Annotated in this window: 13 protein-coding genes; 8 read left to right on the forward strand and 5 right to left on the reverse strand. The window is 58.9% G+C overall.

What is annotated here, in order from left to right; all coding sequences use genetic code 11:
* From tssM to IB244_RS13945, 6 genes are read left to right on the forward strand one after another with little or no spacing between them, the layout of a single operon-like run.
* The gene (gene tssM, locus IB244_RS13920) at nucleotides 1-3,528 is read left to right on the forward strand and encodes a type VI secretion system membrane subunit TssM (RefSeq protein ID WP_192304621.1); all 3,528 of its coding nucleotides are present in this window, start codon (nucleotides 1-3) and stop codon (nucleotides 3,526-3,528) included.
* Nucleotides 3,510-4,055 carry a type VI secretion system-associated protein TagF gene (gene tagF / locus IB244_RS13925; protein WP_192304623.1) on the forward strand — a complete coding sequence of 182 codons (546 nt, stop codon included), beginning with the start codon at nucleotides 3,510-3,512 and terminating at the stop codon, nucleotides 4,053-4,055. The genes tssM and tagF overlap by 19 nt, the downstream gene beginning before the upstream one ends.
* A complete protein-coding gene (locus IB244_RS13930) occupies nucleotides 4,055-5,155 on the forward strand; it encodes a DUF2169 domain-containing protein (RefSeq protein ID WP_025659193.1) in 1,101 nt (366 codons plus the stop codon). The genes tagF and IB244_RS13930 overlap by 1 nt, the downstream gene beginning before the upstream one ends.
* On the forward strand, nucleotides 5,152-6,174 hold the full coding sequence (locus IB244_RS13935) for a 3-oxoacyl-ACP synthase (protein WP_192240455.1): 1,023 nt from the start codon (nucleotides 5,152-5,154) through the stop codon (nucleotides 6,172-6,174). The genes IB244_RS13930 and IB244_RS13935 overlap by 4 nt, the downstream gene beginning before the upstream one ends.
* Nucleotides 6,175-7,131, forward strand: a complete 957-nt coding sequence (locus IB244_RS13940; RefSeq protein WP_025659195.1) for a DUF4150 domain-containing protein — start codon at nucleotides 6,175-6,177, stop codon at nucleotides 7,129-7,131.
* The gene (locus IB244_RS13945) at nucleotides 7,131-8,063 is read left to right on the forward strand and encodes a hypothetical protein (protein WP_025659196.1); all 933 of its coding nucleotides are present in this window, start codon (nucleotides 7,131-7,133) and stop codon (nucleotides 8,061-8,063) included. Before IB244_RS13940 ends, IB244_RS13945 begins: the two co-directional genes overlap by 1 nt.
* 27 nt (nucleotides 8,064-8,090) lie before the next feature.
* Here the strand turns inward: IB244_RS13945 and IB244_RS13950 are convergent, their stop codons facing one another.
* From IB244_RS13950 to IB244_RS13960, 3 genes are read right to left on the reverse strand one after another with little or no spacing between them, the layout of a single operon-like run.
* Entirely contained in the window at nucleotides 8,091-8,438 is a 348-nt protein-coding gene (locus IB244_RS13950) for a hypothetical protein (protein WP_192304625.1), read from the reverse strand.
* Nucleotides 8,438-8,863, reverse strand: a complete 426-nt coding sequence (locus tag IB244_RS13955) for a DUF6484 domain-containing protein (RefSeq protein WP_025659198.1) — start codon at nucleotides 8,861-8,863, stop codon at nucleotides 8,438-8,440. Before IB244_RS13955 ends, IB244_RS13950 begins: the two co-directional genes overlap by 1 nt.
* 11 nt (nucleotides 8,864-8,874) lie before the next feature.
* Entirely contained in the window at nucleotides 8,875-11,181 is a 2,307-nt protein-coding gene (locus IB244_RS13960) for a type VI secretion system Vgr family protein (protein ID WP_192304627.1), read from the reverse strand.
* Nucleotides 11,182-11,572: 391 nt separating this feature from the next.
* On the opposite strand from IB244_RS13960, the gene IB244_RS13965 reads away from it, so the two are divergent.
* Nucleotides 11,573-13,717 (forward strand): caspase family protein, encoded by a 2,145-nt coding sequence (locus IB244_RS13965; protein WP_192304629.1) that lies wholly within the window; start codon nucleotides 11,573-11,575, stop codon nucleotides 13,715-13,717.
* A gap of 521 nt (nucleotides 13,718-14,238) precedes the next feature.
* On the opposite strand, the gene IB244_RS13970 is transcribed toward IB244_RS13965, so the two are convergent.
* Entirely contained in the window at nucleotides 14,239-16,389 is a 2,151-nt protein-coding gene (locus tag IB244_RS13970; protein WP_246734412.1) for a glycosyltransferase, read from the reverse strand.
* 894 nt (nucleotides 16,390-17,283) lie between these two features.
* On the opposite strand from IB244_RS13970, the gene yghU reads away from it, so the two are divergent.
* A complete protein-coding gene (gene yghU / locus IB244_RS13975) occupies nucleotides 17,284-18,174 on the forward strand; it encodes a glutathione-dependent disulfide-bond oxidoreductase (protein ID WP_169680763.1) in 891 nt (296 codons plus the stop codon).
* 643 nt (nucleotides 18,175-18,817) lie between these two features.
* Here the strand turns inward: yghU and IB244_RS33090 are convergent.
* A complete protein-coding gene (locus IB244_RS33090) occupies nucleotides 18,818-18,925 on the reverse strand; it encodes a GNAT family N-acetyltransferase (protein WP_409564065.1) in 108 nt (35 codons plus the stop codon).
* Nucleotides 18,926-19,507: the final 582 nt, after the last annotated feature.

Here is a 19,507-nt window from a genome sequence, read left to right on the forward strand (position 1 = left end):
ATGGCGGTCTTCCGATTCTTCTGGGCAATCCTCACCTCGCGCTGGCTCTGGACCTTCATCGGGCTCGTGCTGCTGTCCCTGATCATCTGGATCTTCGGCCCAATCATCAGTGTCGCAGAAAGCGCGCCATTGGCTTCTGAGACGGTACGACTGGTTGTCATCGGCCTTCTCGTCGTCCTCTTTCTCATCTGGTGGATCGCGGCGCAACGCCGGGCGATCAAGGCCAATCGCATTTTCGTTTCCGAGATCGCCCCCCCACCGGAAGCGCCGCCAAGCCCGGCGGAAGAAGGGGTCGCCTCTGTCGGCGCAAAGTTCCGAGAGGTGATGGCGGAGCTGAAACGCCAGAAAGTCGGCGGCCGAAAACTTCTACGGGAGATGCCGTGGTACGTCATCATCGGGCCCCCGGCAACCGGCAAGACAACCGCACTGCGGCAGTCTGGACTGAGTTTTCCCATTGATCTGTCGGATGATTTGCATGGGGTCGGTGGGACGCGCAACTGCGACTGGTTCTTCACTGAAGAGGCTGTGCTGATCGACACTGCAGGCCGCTACGTTCAACAGGAAAGCCAGCCCGACGTCGATGCAGCCGAATGGCTTGGCTTCCTCGATCTTCTGAAAAAGCACCGGGGCCGCCGAGCCCTGAACGGCGTCATCGTGGCACTCGCAATTGACACGCTGGCGGAAGGTGACGCGGCCATTCGGGCACATGGCCGCCAGATCCGCAAACGGCTCACCGAACTGCAGGAGAGGCTGGAAATTCGTCTGCCCGTTTATCTGATGCTGACCAAGGCCGATCTCATCAAGGGGTTCGAGACTTTCTTCGCAGGCCTGTCGACGGCGGGACGCGAGCAGGTCTGGGGAGCAACCTTCTCACCCGGCGCTCGCATCGACGGCAGCGAAGTCACGCGGGAACTCGAAGCATTGGCTGGCGTGCTCGAACGACGCCTCATTCCCCGTCTGGAAAGCGAAGAAAACCTTAATGCCCGTGCGGAGATCTTCCGCTTCCCGGCGCAGGTCGAGAGCCTTTCCGAGCCTATTCGCGTGCTGGTAGAGACCATTTTCGGTGAAAGCCGCTATGCAGAGAGCGCCTGGCTGCGCGGTATCTATCTGACCTCCGCCACTCAGGAAGGCACCGCAATCGACCGGCTGACAGCAGCACTTTCTTCTTCTTTCGGCCTGCCCGCACAGCCCGCCACCCCAATTCCTCGGGTTGAAACGCGCAGCTTCTTCCTGAAGGACCTGCTCACGAAAGTGATCTTCAAGGAAGCAGGTCTCGGTACGTTTGATCCCGCGGCGGAGGAACGGCGAATATGGATATGGCGCGGTGCGGCAGTGGCCGCGGCGGCGTTGGTTCTCGTGGCCGGCCTGTTCTTTACGATCTCCTATCGGAAAAACAGCGCCGCGCTGGCCGCACAGGCCGAGCAGCTCGAAGCCCTGCAGATTCCGCTCACTCCGATTGCTGCGCGTCAGGCGCCACTCGAACCGCTCGATCTGGATGTGGCGCTCGAAGCTGCAACCGAAGTCTTAAATGCCCGTACCGAGCCGCCAGGCGGCATGGCTGCCTTGATCGGCCCTTCCGCGGCAACCGAGATCAGACAGGCGCAGGCCGACGCCTACGATCGCTCGCTGCGCAACATATTGGAACCACGCATGGTCGCCCTGCTCGAAGCGACCATGTGGCGTCAGATCCGCGACCCCGAATACCTGCTCGGAGCGCTGAAGACATATCGCATGATGACGGGCTTATCGCCGATGGATCCCGAATTCGCCAAGCAATGGTGGACCGAGCGGCTGCCCGAATTCGCACCGGTTCCTCCTTTCCGCACCGACATGGCCACCGATCATCAACTTGCGGCAATCGACAACATGGCGGCGGAGCAGGCCCTTATTCAACCCGATGAGGCGCTGGTGAGCGAAGCCTTGCGGGCCATCTGTTCAATTCCACTTCCAGTGCGTGCCTATAATGCACTGCTGTCCGACCCGGAAGTCAGGGCGCTCAAGGAATGGGTCCCGGCAGATCATGTCGGCCCGAATGGCCTCAAGGTACTCGCTCGGCGCTCGGACAAGACGCTTCGGGTAGGCATCAGCGGTACCTTCACCTATGACGGCTTCCACAACGTGGTTCTTGCGCGGCTGGAAGACGTCGCCACGCAGGCTGCGCTCGACCGCTCTGTTTTTGCCGGCGGTTGCTCGGAAAGCGCCACCCCTTCTGTCGCCGCGCTGTCCCAGGACATCCTCAAGCTTTACTACGACGATTACATTGCTAAGTGGGACAGCTTCCTGCGCGACGTAAGGCTCGCTCCACTGACCGACCTGCAGACGGCAAGCGAAAATCTCAAGGATCTCTCCAGCGCAGACTCAGCCATGAAACGGCTCTTGGACGCCGTCGTGCATGAGACGGAACTGACCCGTCCCGAAGATGAGGGTGGCGGCAAAGTCCCTCCTGCGGCAACCTCCAAGCTCCTGTCCAAGCTCGGCAAGATCGGCAAGCTTGCCAAGACGGGCGTGAAGTTGATGCCCGCCGGCTCCAAAGCCGAAGTGGACCTTTCGGGCGCTCCGGTCGCCGAGCACTTCAAATCCATCAAGGGCGCAATTGCCGAGGTCGATGGCCAGCCTCCGGCACTCAATGATGCCGTGGCCGCGATGACCGCGCTTTCGAACATGCTGCAGACAGTATCGGCCAGCCCCGACGCCCAGGATGCCATAAAGCGACAAGGCGGTTTGGCCGAGCTCACGGGGGCAGTGGCAAAGCAGGCCATAACCCTGCCTGATCCACTGGACGACTGGCTGGCCGGCATCGCTGGCGATACGAGCGGCATTGCGACGAAAGCGGTGACCTCGGAACTCAACGCCATCTGGCGCGCTGATGTGTTGCCCTTCTGCCAGGCAGCGCTCGCGAACCGCTATCCATTCATTGCTGACAGCGCAATCGATGTGAACGTCGTCGACTTTGCACGCGTCTTTGGCCCGGGCGGGCTGATTGACAGCTTCATCAACAATCACCTGATCAACTACATTGACGTGACCCGCCACCCGTGGAAATGGCGAGCGGACATCCACCTCGATTCATCGTCTTTGGCAGCGTTGGAGCAGGCCCGGCTGATCCGCGACAACCTCTTTCCTGGCGGCGCCGGACCGATCCTAACCTTTACGCTCGAACCGAAGGATCTCTCTCCGACCGTCGGCCGTGTGACGTTAAACGTCGATGGCCAGAGCCTCACCTATTTCAACAACCCGACACGCCCGCAGCCAATGACCTGGCCAGGCAAGGACGGGACCGGTGTGATTACCCTTGCCTTCCAACCGCTCGACGGCTCACCGGAAGTGATGGTCAGCGAAACCGGAAGCTGGGCTTTCCTGCGAATGTTGCGTGCCGGTCGTCTGAGCGGAACGGAACTTCCCGAACTCTACAGGTTGCGGCTTGCCGCTCAGGGCCATTACGCCGATTTCGAGCTGCGGGCCGCGAGCGTGGCCAATCCCTACGATCTGAAAATGTTTGCGAGGTTCTCATGCCCGACGAGGCTTTGATCCTGCCAGGCTTCTTTGGAAAGCTGCCAGCGATGGGGGATTTCGTGACGCGCGGTCTGCCGGCAGTTTTCGTTGGCCCGTGGGATCGCTGGATCAGCCGATATCTGGCTCATCGATTTTCTCAAGGTTCGGTGACCTCTCATCCGGCGTTGCGGTTTATCCTCGGATCCGAGGCCTTTGGACCCATGACCGGCATCGTGATGGCAAGTTCCGACCGCGCAGGCCGCCGGTTTCCCTTGACCATCGCGGCCGCGCCGCCGACCTTGACGACCGAAATCGCCGTCTCCGCCGCGGACTGGTTCGATGCACTGGAAGCGGCGGGAAAATCTGCGCGCGACGGCGCGATGGATGGCGATGGGCTCGCTGCCCTTCTTGCGACCCTGCCCTATCCTGCGATCAAGATATCAGGCGGCGCGGTCCGAGGCATGGCATTGTGGACGCAGCCTGGCGAGCCAATCGAGATTGATCCTGGTGCACCTGAACCAGCGCTTCGCCACCTCTTCCCCGAAAGTCTGGAGACGAGCTGATGCAGATCTGGAACCAGACAGGCTTCCCGACCGAATTCACGATGGGGATGGACAAGGAGGGCCGCGAGTACATCGCCATCGTCGTCAAGGGAACCTTCGACTTTCCCGAGACGCCAGGTGCCCCCGTGCAAAAATCATCCGTGCAGACACCGCTGGTGATGGCCGACACATACACGGGTGCACCCGGTTTTTCGGCCACCCTCTGGGAGACCGACTTCGCCTTTCGCAAGCCGCGCTGCGACGTCATCGCTAACGGATTTGCCTATGCCCCCGGCGGGCGTCCAGTCGACCGCGTCAGTGTCGGGATCAAGGTCGGCAACTGGTCGAAGGTCTTTGATGTCCTCGGCCATCGCGAGTGGCGCGCCCGCGGCCCACTCTTCGTTGCCACGAGTGCGCAATCCTTCCTGCGGCAACCTTTCTCCTACGACACTGCGTGGGGCGGTACGGACCGCCTCGACCCGGAGGACAAGCTTCCGGCGAGCTATCCGCTCAACCCCGTCGGCAGGGGATGGGCGCGACCGAAGAACCAGCATCTGGTCCCCGGTCTACCTCTTCCAAACACACAGGCGATAGGCGAGGAAATCCGCTCGCCGTTTGGCGACTACCGGCCAATGAGCTTTGGCCCATACGGGCGGGGGTGGCCGGGCCGCATTGAATTCGGCGGCACGTATGATCAGAACTGGATCGACAACATCTTCCCGTTCCTTCCGCCCGATTTCGACGAGCGCTACTTCCAGATGTCGCCGCCCGACCAGCAGATAGAACATCCGAAGGGCGGGGAGGACGTGGTGTTGGTCAATCTGACACCGGCCGGGCGCGAGAGTTTCCGGCTTCCAGCGACCAGTCTACCGATGACGTTGTTCAAGGGGCGCGAGAAAGTCTTCGAGAGCGCTTTGGCGCCCGACACTGTCTTGTTCGATCCGGAGAACAGGCGCTTCTCGCTGGTCTGGCGCATGTCGCAACGCATCCACCGAACGATCCTCGACTTCAGCGAGTGCTGGGTCGGACCGCCGACCCAATCGATGCTGAGGGCGCGGGCCACCGGTCGCACCTACGTGCGCGCGAGCAGTGCGCCCGCGGCGCAGGAGGAAGAGGCGTGACCGCCCCGATCGACATCGTCTCGGTTGGAATGGCAACGGCCGTCGGCCTCGACACACAATCCGCCTGCGCGGCAATGAGAGCGCGCCTGGACGGCTTTCAAGAAACGCGTTTTCTGGGACCTGGTAGAGAATGGCTGATCGGAGCTCCAGTACCTCTGCCGCGCAACTGGCTTGGCGAAACGCGTATGGCCCGTCTCGCCGCGGGTGCCATTTGCGAGGCCTTCGAGGCCGCTCCTGAAGCCCGCGGCCAGACTGCGCTTATCCTCTGCCTTGCCGAGGAGGACAGGCACGGCCGCCCCGCCCCCGAAGGTGCCCGTTTGCTCCAGCGCATAGCTGAGATCGTGGAATGTCCGCCGCATGGCCGCTCGAGAATTGTACCCTATGGTCGTCCGTCGGGGCATGTCGCCCTGGAACAGGCCCGCCGCATACTGGCGGCGGATGCAGCGCCCTTTGTGATGATCGCTGGCGTCGACAGCTATCTGACGGCAGAGACCCTTTCCTATTATCTCGCCAGCGAACGCCTGCTGACTGCGGATAATCCAAATGGCTTTATCCCGGGGGAAGCAGCAGCAGCCGTGCTTTGCACCCGTTCACATAGTGGCGCCCTTGGTCTGGCCGGGCTCGGTCTGACCCGCGAGCGGGCCTTCATTTACAATGCGGAGGATCTACCGCTGCGGGGCGACGGCATGACCTCGGCCTACCGTGCCGCACTTCACGAAGCCGGCATTGAAATGAGCCGGGTGGGCTACCGCATCGCTGATCTTGTCGGCGAGCAATACTGGTTCAAACAATCGGCATTGGCGAGCCTGCGTCTGTTGCGTGGCCGGCACGACTTCCAGGACATCTGGTCGCCCGGAGAAAGCCTCGGCAATGTCGGCGCGGCCGCTGTGCCCATCATGATCGGCATGGCCTTCATGGCCGCCCGCAAGGGCTACGCCGCCGGCAATCCGGTCTTAATCGAAGCCTCCAGCGATTCTGGCGCCTGCGGCGCTGCTATCCTGGCGACGAGGGCAGCTTAAATGTCCAACGTCTTCGCAAACGGCCTTGAAATTTCTGGCAGGGCCGTGAACGCCAGAACCATCGCGGTCTTCCCGGACACATGCTTCACCCCGCCTGAGAACCCGGCAACACCGCCCGGCGTGCCCATCCCCTACCCCAGCTTCGGATTTGCCAGCGACACAGAGAAGGGCACGGGCACGGTCAAAATCGGCGGGCAAACCGTCAATATCAAGAACAAGTCAGACCTGTCGAGAACGTCCGGCACCGAAGCAGGCTGTGCCACCAAGAAGGGCATCATCACATCGAACAACACTGGCAAAGAGTATTTCAACAGCTGGTCGAATGATGTGAAATTTGACGGGGAGCCGGTCATCCGCTTCACCGATCTCGCCACCAACAATCATTCCTCCCCAGGCCCCAACACGGTTACATGGCCCCATATGGCCGGATTGAGCGCCGGGGGCCAGGACTGCGAAACCCTGCTCAACAAATATCAGATCCGGCTCCATCAGCATTCGAAGGCCGACTGCCCTGCGGGGTCCGAATCCGAACACTTCGTTCGCGTTGGGTGCTTCCAGAGCAGTCGCAAGCAGAACAAGTCTTTCACGCGATGGAAGGAGTACGACAACCAGACCGCCCCATGCATCTGCATGCGTTCCCGAAAGCACAAGAAAGGGGGCGGGTTTCAGCGCGGCGACGGCAGCAAGAAGGGAACGCCCCACAACTTGAAAACGAACCAAGAAGCCGCATTCTTCCGAAAGGAAAAGAAGCGACGCAGGAAGCCATCGCTGAAGAATGCGATGGAAAAGTCACTCGATGCTGTACGGAAGAACGAACCCGCGATTAAGAACGCGCCGCAGAAGGATGCCGACGACATGATTGAATGCTTGCGGCTCGTAATGATAAACTATCTTCAGGACGTAGTCCGACCGAAGAAGACACAGACCGAACTGAATGCAATGACGGTAGGAAGGTGATGACGGACGATCCAGAGCCGCGTCTCGACGACTACCCCCTTGACGAGATCGACATCGAGGCGATCAACGCCTTCCACCTGGGGAGAAATCTCTTCTCGGTATCCGTGCAACTTAGCGACAAGAACGACGAAGCGGGACGCTCGTTCCTGCTGCGGATGTCGCTCGACGACCAGATTCGCCAAGAAGTACTGCTGGACATCGACGATCTCATTCTCTCGCATGTCAGCCTCTCCGAGAAGGAACATATCGCGTTGCAGGTCGGTGGAACCACCCATCACATTCGCAACGGCACCATTGCGACTGGCGAAGGACCGGAGGCGTTCACGAACAAGCTCTGGCATCTCGACCAAAGGACTGCCTATCTTTATGGAGACGAAGGAACTGTTTGCCTGGCGCAGGGCACCCAATGGGTGCCGATCGAGACACGGACTTCGGCTTTCCTGCGTGCCATGCATGGTCCGACACTTAAGCTCATTCACGTGGCCGGCGATCAGGGGACATTGCTGCGCCTCGATGGCACTCGTTGGCGCCCAGTTCCTCTCGGATTCAACCACAGCATCTCTGCGTTGCAGGTTGCGCGTGACGGCAGCGTATATCTCGGCTGCGAAAATGGCTTCTGTGCCCGGTACGCGGATGAGGAATTAACGGAGATAGCTGGACCGGGTACACAGATATGCTCGATATGCGAGTTCGCTGGAAATCGGTACTGGGGAGATGACGAGTACGGCCTTTACGTCCAAAAAGGAATGAAACTCGTGCCGTTCAGATCACTGGGCTTCGTCTATGCGATGCATGCGACCGACGACTATCTTGTTGCGGTGGGCTGGAAAGAAGTCTTCACGTTTAACGGAAAGGCGTGGTCAGGGATCGAGTTTGGTTATGACGGTAACCTTTTTGTTCGTAGGATCGACATGACTCGCGAATTCATTTGACGAGCGCTGGCGGCGTTCGGCGTCTGCTCAAGCGGACGTCTCCAGAGTCACTTTCAAGTAGCGTCTGACCCTGTCGAGATCGAGTGCCCGAATCCGCAAGTCCGGTGAGCCAGATAGCATCCGCACCACAAACAACTCCCCGGCCTCGTGAAACGAGGCGTACCGCTCCTTGGCAATTTCCAGCCCGGTCTCTCCTGCCACTCGCAAGCCGTCGATATGCGCTTCCAGCCTCTCGATCAGCCGCGCAAGCCGCTCCTCGTCCATTTCGGGGTTTTCGTCCGGATGGAGCAGATGATAGTCGTAGACCGTCCACAGGAATGCCGCCATTTCAGCATGCTGGCGGACGATTTCGCGAAGAACAGGTGCGGCAGGCATCAGTTGAGGTTCACCGATCCGCCACGAATTCGGTTGGCGGCGCTGGCGTGGCTGGTCACATAGGTGCCGCGTATGGTGATATGGCCGTCCTTTTCCATGATGATCGTGGCCTTGCCGCAACGAAGCTCAATACGCTCCTCGCCGGTGATCCGCACGCGCTCGCCGTCGCGAACGACATGTGGCGACGAAGACTTGCGCGCCGGCTCCACGATCTGGCCGACAATCAGTGGCCGCATCGCCTCTCCGCCTTCAAAGAGCAGCGCCACCTCAGCACCGATCATTGCCGATGTGAGGTCGGCCAAGCTGCGCGCAGGCAACGCGGTGTCACGGGGGTTGCCGGGAAAGACGACCAGCGGCACGCCGGCATCGAACCCCAACAACACTCCGATCACCACCCCTTCTATACGTTCCCGAGTCTCGGCCATCTGACTGCCCCTCAATTGTGAGTGATCTTACTGCCTTTCCATGTGACTTCGCTTGAAGCCTTGCCATTGAACTTGCCTTTGGCGTTGACAGAAATATCCTTGCCTTCGATCGTAATCGTGCCATCCTTTTTCATTGAAATGGCCGCAGAGCCGCACTTGATGACGACTGAGTCACCGGCGTCAATCAGCAGATCTTTTCCGATCTTGATCAGCCCGTCCTCACCGACCTCGAGCGCGCTGCCTTTCGCAACTTTCACAACGCGGGCACCGCTGATCTCCGTAGCATCGTCCTCCCCGATCTTCGCGGTGCGTGTCTTGGCGATCTGGCTTGTCTGTCCACCGCCAATGCCGATGCTCTGGTCAGTGCCGACATCCCAGCTGTCGGAAGTTCCGATGTCATGGCTTTGGCTGATAGCGACGCTTACCGACCTGGTCGCGCCGATGGTGTTCATCTGAGCGGCTCCCACGGTTCTGGTCTCTGCGGCCCCGACCGTATCGATCCGCGCCGCACCCACGACGACCGTCTGGACGATGCCGACTGTCTGCGTGTGGTTGGAGCCGATCGTCTCGGTGGAGTTCGCGCCGATGCCAATCGTCTCGTCTGCGCCAACGGTAAGTGAGCGATTGATGCCCACCGTCTCGGTGTCGTTGGAACCGATATTGACCGTGCGGTCGACGCCTACCTTTGTCGTCTTGTTGTTGCCGACGTCCTCATCGAGGTTCACGCCGACGGAATGCTTTGCATTATTGTCGATGCGGTCGGACTGGTCGTGCTGGACCAACTTGCCGCGGTCGTTCTTGATCAGCAGGTTGTGGTCCTTCTGCGCCTGGAAATAAACCTCTTCCGATCCGGCCTTGTCCTCGAAGCGCATTTCGTTCCAACCGCCGCCGCCCGGCGACGAATTCGTCTTCAACCCCGATTGGGTGGCATTTCCCGGCAGCTCGTAGGGTGGCATCTCCTTGCCGTTATAAACCCTGCCGGTGATAATCGGCCGGTCCGGATCCCCCTCGAGGAAGTCCACGATCACTTCCTGGCCGATACGCGGGATCTGGATGAAGCCCCACCCGGCTCCGCCCCAGGTTTGCGAAACCCGTACGAAGCAGGAACTGTTCTGGTCCTTTTTGCCGAGGCGATCCCAGTGAAACTGCACCTTTACCCGCGCATATTTGTCGGTGAAGATTTCCTCCCCTGAAGGACCGACCACCGTCGCGGTTTGCGGCCCCCGCATGATTGGACGAGGCGTGATACGCTGCGGCCGGTAGATGATGGAGGTTGGAGCGACCTGAAGTGCTGCGTGGAAGGTTTCCTCCCCTGCATAACCAGCCGGGCGGTAACCGGGGTCGAACAGGCGATATTCGGCACGCAGGACAACATGCTCCGTGTTCTGGTCCTTGCGCCGGAAGTTTTCCAGTTTAAAGGTGCAGCCTGAAGCCAGCCCCCGCACAGTACCGGCGGCGGTGATACGCTGATGCGCCGCCTGTATTTCCTCGCGTCTTACCAAGGCCACAGCGTCGCCGCGGCCCACATTCAAATGGGCACCTGGATGTCGGTAGTGCTCTCCTTGTGATTCTGCGTGAGAAAAGGGCTGTGTCGACTGCGCCATGAGGTCGGCGCCCGGCTTGGTAAAATCATAGTCCGTGTGGGCGTAGGCGCCCGGGTGAACGGAACTGGTTGCCACCCATTGCGTGATATATTCCTGGTCCCGCCGCACCGGGTCGCCTTCCGCGCGGAACTTGACCGTCGCATAGCCCGGCGCCGGCTTCAGCTTGTTCATGGCGTCGGCGAGGATGAGCGTGTGCTCTCCGTCGCCATACTCGAAAAAATACATGATGCCTTCGTGCTCGAGCAGGCGCTGCACGAAGTCCAGGTCGGTTTCGTCATACTGCACGCAGTATTCCCTCGCCTCATAGGATCCTTGCAGCCGCTTTTCAAACTTCGCCGGCTTATATTTCGAGAATATCTGCTCGACGATTTCCACGACACTCATGTTCTGAAAGATACGGCAGTCAGTGGTGTTGGCGAGCAGCCAGAGCCACGGTCGCAGCTCCGCCTCGTAATAAGCAAAGCCTTCCTCGATCCGCGTCAGGCGGAAGTCTGAAACGAGCCCGCTGAACCACCGCTTGGGATCTCCGGCCTCGCCCTCAACCGAAATTGGCTTTCCAAGCAGTTTGAGCGCGTCGACGTTTTCGTCGGAACTGACGAAACCGACGGTGAAGGCAAAACACCGGCTTATCTCGTCATGGCCAATGAGGTGCGTAAATGTCAGCGTCGCGGGCCCAAGCGGCGTCTGGACGGTTGTCTTGCGTTCTTCAGCCATTCGGAGAGTGCCCCTGTCTCGTGACGCTGGCATTCCTGTATCATGAGCCTAGCACAAAGACCCGCCACCTCGAAAGCCGCATCGGCGTTGCCGAGGCCATACTCTCCGGACGAAGTACCGACGGGGATTGGGTTTTTTACGCGGTCACGCGATGATACCGATCGGCCATCATCACCCAGGCTTTTGCACGGATCGGAATTGGGCGGAGTGCTTTGTGCCTCCATGGATCCGGTCTTGACATACGTAGGCCCGAGCTCGCATGGCGCCATAAAGCCACTCTTTCAGCCCTAATCCTTTTCCCTAGGCGAAGCCGCAAAAATTGCATTACTATGGACGCTGTATTCTTGCCGTTCATCAGGACAACGAAGTCAACAATCTGGGCTTACCTGCCATGACGCAAAGAAGTTCGTGCCTTCGGCCGCAATGGATTTTTTTGATCCCGCTGTTGGTGCTGTTTTTAACGGCGTTCTCGCAGATGGCCCATGCGGAGCGTAAAGCCGCTATCGTGGTCGGGAACGGCGAATACGAATTTGCGCCTTTATCGAATCCAAAAAACGATTCCAAGCTGATTGCCGCAACGCTTACCGAGCTTGGCTTCGATGTCCTGCTCTTCTACGACGTCAAGAAAGCCGCCGTCGGCGATCTCGAGAATGCAATCCGCAGCCACCTGGTCGGTGCCGATCTTTCCATTCTCTATTATGCGGGACACGCGCTACAGCACGAGGGACGAAGCTTGCTGCTACCCGTCGATGTACGGACGGGGTCTGCCAAGGAGGTTATCGATGACGCCATCGCCCTCAATGATCTCATAGACCTCGTCAAGAACGATCCAGTCGGCGTCAAACTGATCATTCTGGACGCTTGCCGCAACAACCCGCTCACCACCGAAAAAGGACTGCAACAGGGCCTCGCCAACATGGAGGCCGGCGCCGGTCAGGTTCTCATTGCCTTCGCTACCGGCGCCGGCGAAGTCGCCTATGACGGCACTGGCGCAAACAGCCCTTATTCTTTGGCGCTCGCCAATGCACTTCAGCAGCCGGGTCTCGACATCTACGACACGTTCAGAACAGTGCGGGGGGACGTGCGCCTGGCCACCAACGGATCGCAGATCCCGTGGATCACGGGATCGATCGAAACCAAATTCGTCCTGAAGCCGGCAGGCAGCGAGAAACCCGCACCCGTGGTTGCGGGCGGTGACGGGGCACTGACGATCGATCAGGTTCTCTGGTATTTCATTCAAGACAGCGCGGACCCAACGGATTTCGAACGTTTTGCCAAGGCGTTTCCGAACAGCACGCTAGCCGCGGAGGCGGTCAAGCGTAGCAGCCTTGAGGTTGCCGAGTTGCAGCAGCGTGGTCTGTTCGTCAGCGGCGCACTTGCCGCCACCCCGATTTCCACCGAGCCGCCACCCTCCAATGAGGCCAATGCAGCTGCTGGGGCGGAGTTTGTCTTTCAGCAGGCAGGCGAGCGCGCCGTGAGTGAGACTTTTCGAATCTGGCCGCGCAAGATGCCTGACACACAAAGCGGCATGAAGTCTCTCGTTAAGGATTGCGACCTGTACGCAGCCGATCCGAACGATCCTCAACGCGTGGTACCGGGCGTCACGAACGGACTGGTGAACATCCGCGACGGGCTACGCTCCTGCGGCTACGCGCTGGCGGCCGACCCCAACAATCCACGCCTGCAGTTCCAGTTGGCCCGCGTCCTCGAAATAGCCAAGCGCTATGACTGGGCGGAACATTTCTACCAACTTGCCGCCACGCAGCAATACAGCGCTGCCCTCGTCAATCTCGGATACATGGCCCGTGCCGGCATAGGCCGCGAGGTCGACTACAAGCGGGCTCTCGATTTCTACATGCAGGCGGCACCGCTCGGAAATCTTAGAGCGAGGACGAATGTAGGAACCGCTTACATACGCGGCCAAGGCGTCCCACAGAATCCCGAAGAGGGAATCCTGTGGTACCGACTAGCGGCATCCAGCGGCTGGTCGAATGCAATCACTGCGCTCGGCGACAGCTTCCGGCGCGGCATCGGAGTGAAGAAGGATGATGTTGAAGCGACAAGGCTTTATGCCGCGGCGGCAGATGCCGGCCAGATCGACGCCATGACCAATCTGGGCCGCGCCTATGTCGGCGGCCTGGGCGTCGAGAAGGATGTCAAACGGGGCTTTGATCTGATGATCCGCGCCACGGAAATGGGTAACCAATACGCGCCTCTCTATGCAGCTCGCATTCTCGTCAAAGGCGAGGGCAAGGTTCGTCCCGATGCCAATCGCGCACTTTCCCTGCTGGAACTGTCGGCACGCCGAGGCTTCGAGGACGCCTATCTCGAGCTCGCCAAGGGTTACGCTGCGGGCAGCTTTGCCCGCGGAAAGCCAGATTTGAGGAAGGCATATTTCAACGCGACACTCGCCACGCGTTTCAAAGTCGAAGAGGCGGAACGGACAAAGACCTCGGTGGGCGAGAAGCTGGACGCTGCTTCACGAGAGGAAATCGAGAAAGATGTCGAACTCTTCGTTCAGCAGAATGGGCTTTGAGAGAACGGTGGTACGGTCATAGTGGCATAGTTGCACGGAACGCGGGGATGGCATTGCGCTGGATTGTCGAAAGAATTGGCCGGCTCTTGCGTTTCGGGAGGTCGAAGGGCGCCGTCAGGATCGTCGATCCCACCGCCGCCGGGGACAGTCTTCAGTACGTCCTGCGAGACCCAGTTGACGAAGCCAAACCCAGAAGCCTCATTTCCGTCCTCGGTGCCATGCCCGCTAATCTCGCCGAGATTCTTGACACTGCCGTCGAAGCTTGCAGGGCTAATGGCGAATTTCCAGTTATCGTTCTGTCAGAACTGCGTCCCGACCTGACTGCTGCAAGTTCTGCCCCTTTGGAATTTGTCCCAACCCGCAGCCACCTGCCATCACTTTCCCCCGAAATCTATGGCAGATACTCGCGCAGGCGGTGGTCATTGATCATTGCGAAATGGGATATCGCCAGTGAAATCACAATCTCATCGACCATCGAGGAGTTTCTTGCCGATCAGCTCGGCGCGGATGTTTCCATGAGCTCACATTCGAGCAATCGCGGCATGCAGGGGTCGGTCAGCGCGGATGCTGAAGACAAGCTGCTCGACCGCTTTTGCGGCCATGGCGGCTCCATTAACGAAATTCAGGCGCCCCAGACGCCGGCGAACCTCGGTGCGGAAGGCATCTGATAGCGCCAGGTCGAGCGTTGTCGTCACACGATCCGACTCCGAGTATCGTAAGCAAAGTCCCAGGCCCGCAGTTTGGGCATAAACGGCGCGAAGTTGCTGATCGTCCATTTCCGGCGCCTGGTTGGGCACGAAGATCGAGGGGATCCCTCCCAGGATGCTCTCATGGAAGCTGTTGTACCCCGCGGTTGTGACAAGAAGATCGATCGCGCTGGCGCACTCAGCCAAGGGGTAAACGCTTGTGCGCAAAACGCTCGGCCATTCCTGCTTGGGAGGTGGCGCCAACGGATTGAGGACCTGTACCGTCTGCACATTCCGTCTGGCCAGATCGGCGAAGATCAGACTGGGGAGATCCTCCAGGTCGAAATTTCGTTGCGACCCCAGTTGTACAGCAACCGTGAACCGGTCCGGGTTGACGCCAAGCTTGGCGGCAGCTTCTCTCCTGCGCAGGCCCGAACCGGGATCCAACAGAAGCACAGGGGGAACAGCAACTGCCCCGGGCATATCGCGGGTCGGACCATGGTCTTCGTCATGCGCAAATTCGCCTGGTTCGATCACCATGTCGAATATGTCCTGGACGCCCGGCTCGAAATTGTGGGAAAGACGCCACAACGCACGCCGGATCCAGATCCAGGCGAGGTCGCGTCGGCATTCGGCAACGGCAATTAACCCTGGAAACGGCCTGTTTCCATCAAACACCACCGCCGAGGCATCAAACGCCTCGACTGCCGTCACCAGCTCCTGCGCATAAGCCCTGTTCCAGCTTTCATCCGTTACGCCGATTGCCAAACCGGAAGGCGTATAGTCAACAGCATGACCTCGCGCATGGGCCAACGCGGATCCGGCCGATCGAGTAAAGAATATCGGATCCATATCATCGGGCAGCCGCTCTGCGATCGCCATCAGTCGTGTGATATGACCGAGCCCGATGCCGTTTGTCGCGACAAGAAGCACTCGGCGCTTCTTGCCTACACGTCGCGGGGCGGATTCAGGCGTCACACTTTCGGCAGTCTTGCCAGGTGAACAACCGCTGCCCACGGTCCGGCTGTTTTCCAGCCAAGAAGGTCTGCGAAGCTCAAGATCATCATAGAGGCGTGCCATGCGTTGCGGATATTGATCGATCGCAAATTTCCGTCGGACAAGCTCCTTGGCGGCATTTGATTGTTGGAGATAGGTCGAAGGAGAGGCAATGAGGCGCTCGATGACGCTTCGCGTTTCTGCAATGTTGCAGTAGACCGCGCCATCTTCGAACAGGCTTTCAAATGAAGGGTCAAGCACTGTCACCAAGCCGCTGGCCATTGCTTCTGCGATACATACCCCGAAGGCTTCCACCCATTGCCGGCTGTGAAAATAGACATAGAAATCAAGGCGTCTGAGAAAGTCTGGGACGCTGTTTTGCGCGAATGGACTGATCTGCCAGTTCGAGCCGATCCACGGCTGGATTGGCTCTGGGACACCGCCCAACACCTTGATGGCGAAATTGGGTGCGTCGGGGTAAGCAGCGCGCAGGTCATCTGCAGAACTGGGCCATTTCGCCGGGTCTCCCCTCGTATGGCGTCCCAAACTCGCGATACCTGCCGGAGCTGATCGCTCGGGTAACGCCCATTCAGCGGCGTCGACCATATTATACAAATCGTGTCGGAGAAGCGGGGGGCTTTCGGTCCCAATACTGTTGAACTGTGACCGGACCTTTGGCCCGACAGGAGCGAACGCGACTGGCACACCAAAGAGCCTGTCCAAGACACGTCCCACGACCGTCAGATCGTATTGCGGAACTCGATTGCCGTCGAACAGAGGATGATGAACCACGCAAACGACGCGGCGAGGTCTTATGCGCACTGGCGAACTCGGCATACGCTCGAACACCGCAGGATGGTGAGCCAGAAGAATGTCGCACGTTGCCTCTTCCGACCCTGTTAGCCAGACGGCATTCGATTGTTCAATTGTGGCGGCCGTGCGAGTGTCGAAGACGCCTAACTCGCGGGTGCGCTGTCCGAGGAAGGGCAATAGCCCACAGCTCACTTCCCACTGTCTCGCCGCCTTGAGCTCGGCTCTCAGTGCGCTCGACGTACCGCCAAGAAATCGTGGGTCGGCAGCATGAACAACGTCAAAATGCATCAGCCAACCCCGAGATTATCTGCTGCACCCGGAATACCCTACCCTCAAATGAGCTTGAACCCTGTTTCAAATACCCTGATGCAGCGAGACATTTCCACCGCACTGCTCGCAGCCTCGCGAGGCAGAGAACAGAACGGGCGCTAATAGGCTGATCCGCGGCCCCAGCCCCGTTCGGATTGGGTGTCCAACTTCCGTACTGCAACAGGTTGCCGTTGAACCCCCTTCTTCATCCTTTCGACCGCCAAGTTGCCGTAGCAACTGCGAGGGTGCTTTGCGAGGAAAGCCTGATAGGATTGACGCGTGTTCAGCTTTTGTGCCCGTCGCCAATCGGCAGATTCAGCTCGACTCGGCGGCGCACTTTGACAGTTACGGGCATTAGTTGGCGCAAAGGGTGGGTACGTCCAGGACGGCACGCATGCCGTCAAAAAGACCGAGAAAAGGACGGAAACACGTTTCAGCATGCGAGACGCTCCAATCCGGGATTTAGGCTAAAAACCTACAAGGAAGAGTAGAATAACTGTCGCCAAATAACAAGCTCCGCAATTCGCACCGACGTCCACGCGCCATCCTTTGCGACGAGAAAACTATTCCAGTAGCTCCGAGCTTACGGGCACAAGCTTTCTCGATTAACGCCGTCAAACATCGTTCCTATAGGGCCGGCGAAACCGGCCCGGAGCGCAGTCGCGAATGGCAGTGCCGGGGCGCGGCACTCTCGTGTCGCGGTTCCTTTATAACAATTGAAGCCTATGTGCCTGCCCATGACTGCCCAACAGAGGATCTAGTATGACTGAAAATAGCTCCGCCAATAATTTCCCTCCCGGGTACGAACTGCCAAAGGTATGGCATTGGGAAAAAGGCAACGGCGGACAGTTTGCCAACATTAACAGGCCCATTGCCGGCCCCACCCACGATGAGCTTCTGCCTGTCGGAACGCATCCCCTGCAACTCTACTCTCTGGCAACTCCGAATGGCGTGAAGGTCACTATCATGCTGGAGGAACTGCTTGCGCTCGGCCGCAGCGGAGCGGAATACGATGCGTGGCTGATTAGGATCGGCGATGGCGACCAGTTCGGTTCCGGCTTTGTGGAGGTTAATCCAAACTCGAAGATTCCAGCACTGATGGACCGTTCTACACCTGAGCCGACACGGGTGTTCGAAAGCGGATCCATACTTCTTTATCTGGCAAGGAAATTTGACGCCCTGATACCACAAGAGCACAAGGCGCAGACGGAGACGATGAATTGGCTGTTCTGGCAAATGGCCTCGGCGCCCTACCTTGGCGGCGGCTTCGGTCATTTTTACGCCTACGCTCCAATGCATATCAAATATGCCATTGATCGTTTTTCGATGGAGGTGAAGCGTCAGCTTGACGTGTTGGACCGTCATCTTGAAGGCAACCGGTTCATGGCGGGCGACGAATACTCGATTGCGGATATCGCAATTTGGCCCTGGTACGGGAACCTCGCGCAAGGAAAGGCATACGGCGACTCCGCAACCTTCCTTGATGTTGAGAACTATAAGAATCTGCAGCGCTGGACTGCTGAGATCGCAAGCCGGCCGGCGGTCAAGCGCGGCCGCATGGTCAACCGGATCAATGGCGATCCTTCAGAACAACTCCATGAACGACACGATGCCTCCGACTTTGAAACGCAAACACAGGATAAGGTAGGCTAGAGGCAGAGGGGCCGTCTTACTCGGTTGGTTGCGAAGGTTTCGGCTGCAGGCGCACGTCAAACCTGCCGATCTTGTTCCTGCGCTTCCAGCCGTGCCCTTCGAAGTCGCTCGCTTTTTTCTTCCCTCTCTCGGCGCTCTTCCTCCACACTCTGGCGAGCGAGGCGCGTCGTTTCTTCGAAAGCATCGAGCCGTTGCTGCCTGCTCGACCTCGAGGATTTTCTGTTGCCGTGCCCTGTCATTTCCATTCTCCTCGCGAGGGGCGTCGTGTCATTCGCACTCCTGAGCCGCGTCCGATGGTATCTAATCGTGCATACAGCAGTTGCAGCGCAGGATGCTCGCGCGCCGGTGAATAGATTTTCACCTGCTCTTGTCTGCGCGAGAAAAGAGAAACGTTCTGCTTCACAAACCGTTCAGTGCACCCTACGAGCGCTTTGACTGCGAGATAGGGCGTTCCATCTCGATGAAAATGGCCGCTGTCGAATTCCTCAACCTCGATGAGGCAGCTATGTTCCACGTTCTGATGAGATGTTTGCGGCATTCAGATCATCGGTGCCAAATGTCATTCGCATTTCATGTGCCGGCTCGGGCCAAGACTGCGATAAAGCGCTTCACCTGCTTTTGACGAATGCAACACAATACCCGTTCAACCGCGGCTTTTCAAATACGCAACAGCCTTGGACATCAGCTTCGTGGCAACGCCCAATCCTCTAAACTCCTGCTCGACCCAGAACCAGAACCACGTAACGCCCATCGCCTCGATCTCGAGGATCCAGCGATCTCCGGTCCTTGGATTGCGATGCGTCGCACTCCTATCGACGCAATTGTCGTCATCAAACTTACCGACGGGTCGGCGTCGGGGCAACCGAGCAACAGTCCAGCGTCAACGCCCGGCGGAAGCGTCGTTAGCCTCGTCCAGGCAGCAACAATCGAAGGAACCGAAGAAGTTGGAAATGGAGATCATTTCGGCTCTGATAGCCACATGCTTGTTGAGGCTGCCAATCACCTCCTGTGCCAACGGGATCAATGGTTTCGGGGGTGATGCAGCAAGTACTGTCACTGACGCAGAACGCCGTGTCGGCAACCCCGCAGCGCGCTAACAAAAGAGGCTCGCCACGAGATACCTGCGGCGAGCCCTTAGCATGTGATGTTGCGCCACGATAACCTACCCGTGACAAATGAAAATCTGACATATAAAGATTAAGCAACTACTAAAATGCAAGCGGGACAAGTTGTTTATGCTCTGCGGCTGAGATCGACCGTCAACCTTAAAAAACCACGACGTTCGCGGGGTCCTCACAGATTCAGGCTTTTCGGCCACACCTCAGCCTGGATA

Source organism: Rhizobium sp. RHZ02 (assembly GCF_014851575.1).
Lineage (GTDB): Bacteria > Pseudomonadota > Alphaproteobacteria > Rhizobiales > Rhizobiaceae > Rhizobium > Rhizobium altiplani.

What these genes read in the sequence shown, in the direction of transcription:
- IB244_RS13940 (WP_025659195.1), top strand. Translation starts at nt 6,175, where the DNA reads ATGTCCAACGTCTTCGCAAACGGCCTTGAAATTTCTGGCAGGGCCGTG.
- tagF (WP_192304623.1), top strand. Translation starts at nt 3,510, where the DNA reads ATGCCCGACGAGGCTTTGATCCTGCCAGGCTTCTTTGGAAAGCTGCCA.
- IB244_RS13965 (WP_192304629.1), top strand. Translation starts at nt 11,573, where the DNA reads ATGACGCAAAGAAGTTCGTGCCTTCGGCCGCAATGGATTTTTTTGATC.
- yghU (WP_169680763.1), top strand. Translation starts at nt 17,284, where the DNA reads ATGACTGAAAATAGCTCCGCCAATAATTTCCCTCCCGGGTACGAACTG.
- IB244_RS33090 (WP_409564065.1), bottom strand. Translation starts at nt 18,925, where the DNA reads ATGGGCGTTACGTGGTTCTGGTTCTGGGTCGAGCAGGAGTTTAGAGGA.
- IB244_RS13930 (WP_025659193.1), top strand. Translation starts at nt 4,055, where the DNA reads ATGCAGATCTGGAACCAGACAGGCTTCCCGACCGAATTCACGATGGGG.
- IB244_RS13955 (WP_025659198.1), bottom strand. Translation starts at nt 8,863, where the DNA reads ATGGCCGAGACTCGGGAACGTATAGAAGGGGTGGTGATCGGAGTGTTG.
- IB244_RS13950 (WP_192304625.1), bottom strand. Translation starts at nt 8,438, where the DNA reads ATGCCTGCCGCACCTGTTCTTCGCGAAATCGTCCGCCAGCATGCTGAA.
- tssM (WP_192304621.1), top strand. Translation starts at nt 1, where the DNA reads ATGGCGGTCTTCCGATTCTTCTGGGCAATCCTCACCTCGCGCTGGCTC.
- IB244_RS13960 (WP_192304627.1), bottom strand. Translation starts at nt 11,181, where the DNA reads ATGGCTGAAGAACGCAAGACAACCGTCCAGACGCCGCTTGGGCCCGCG.
- IB244_RS13945 (WP_025659196.1), top strand. Translation starts at nt 7,131, where the DNA reads ATGACGGACGATCCAGAGCCGCGTCTCGACGACTACCCCCTTGACGAG.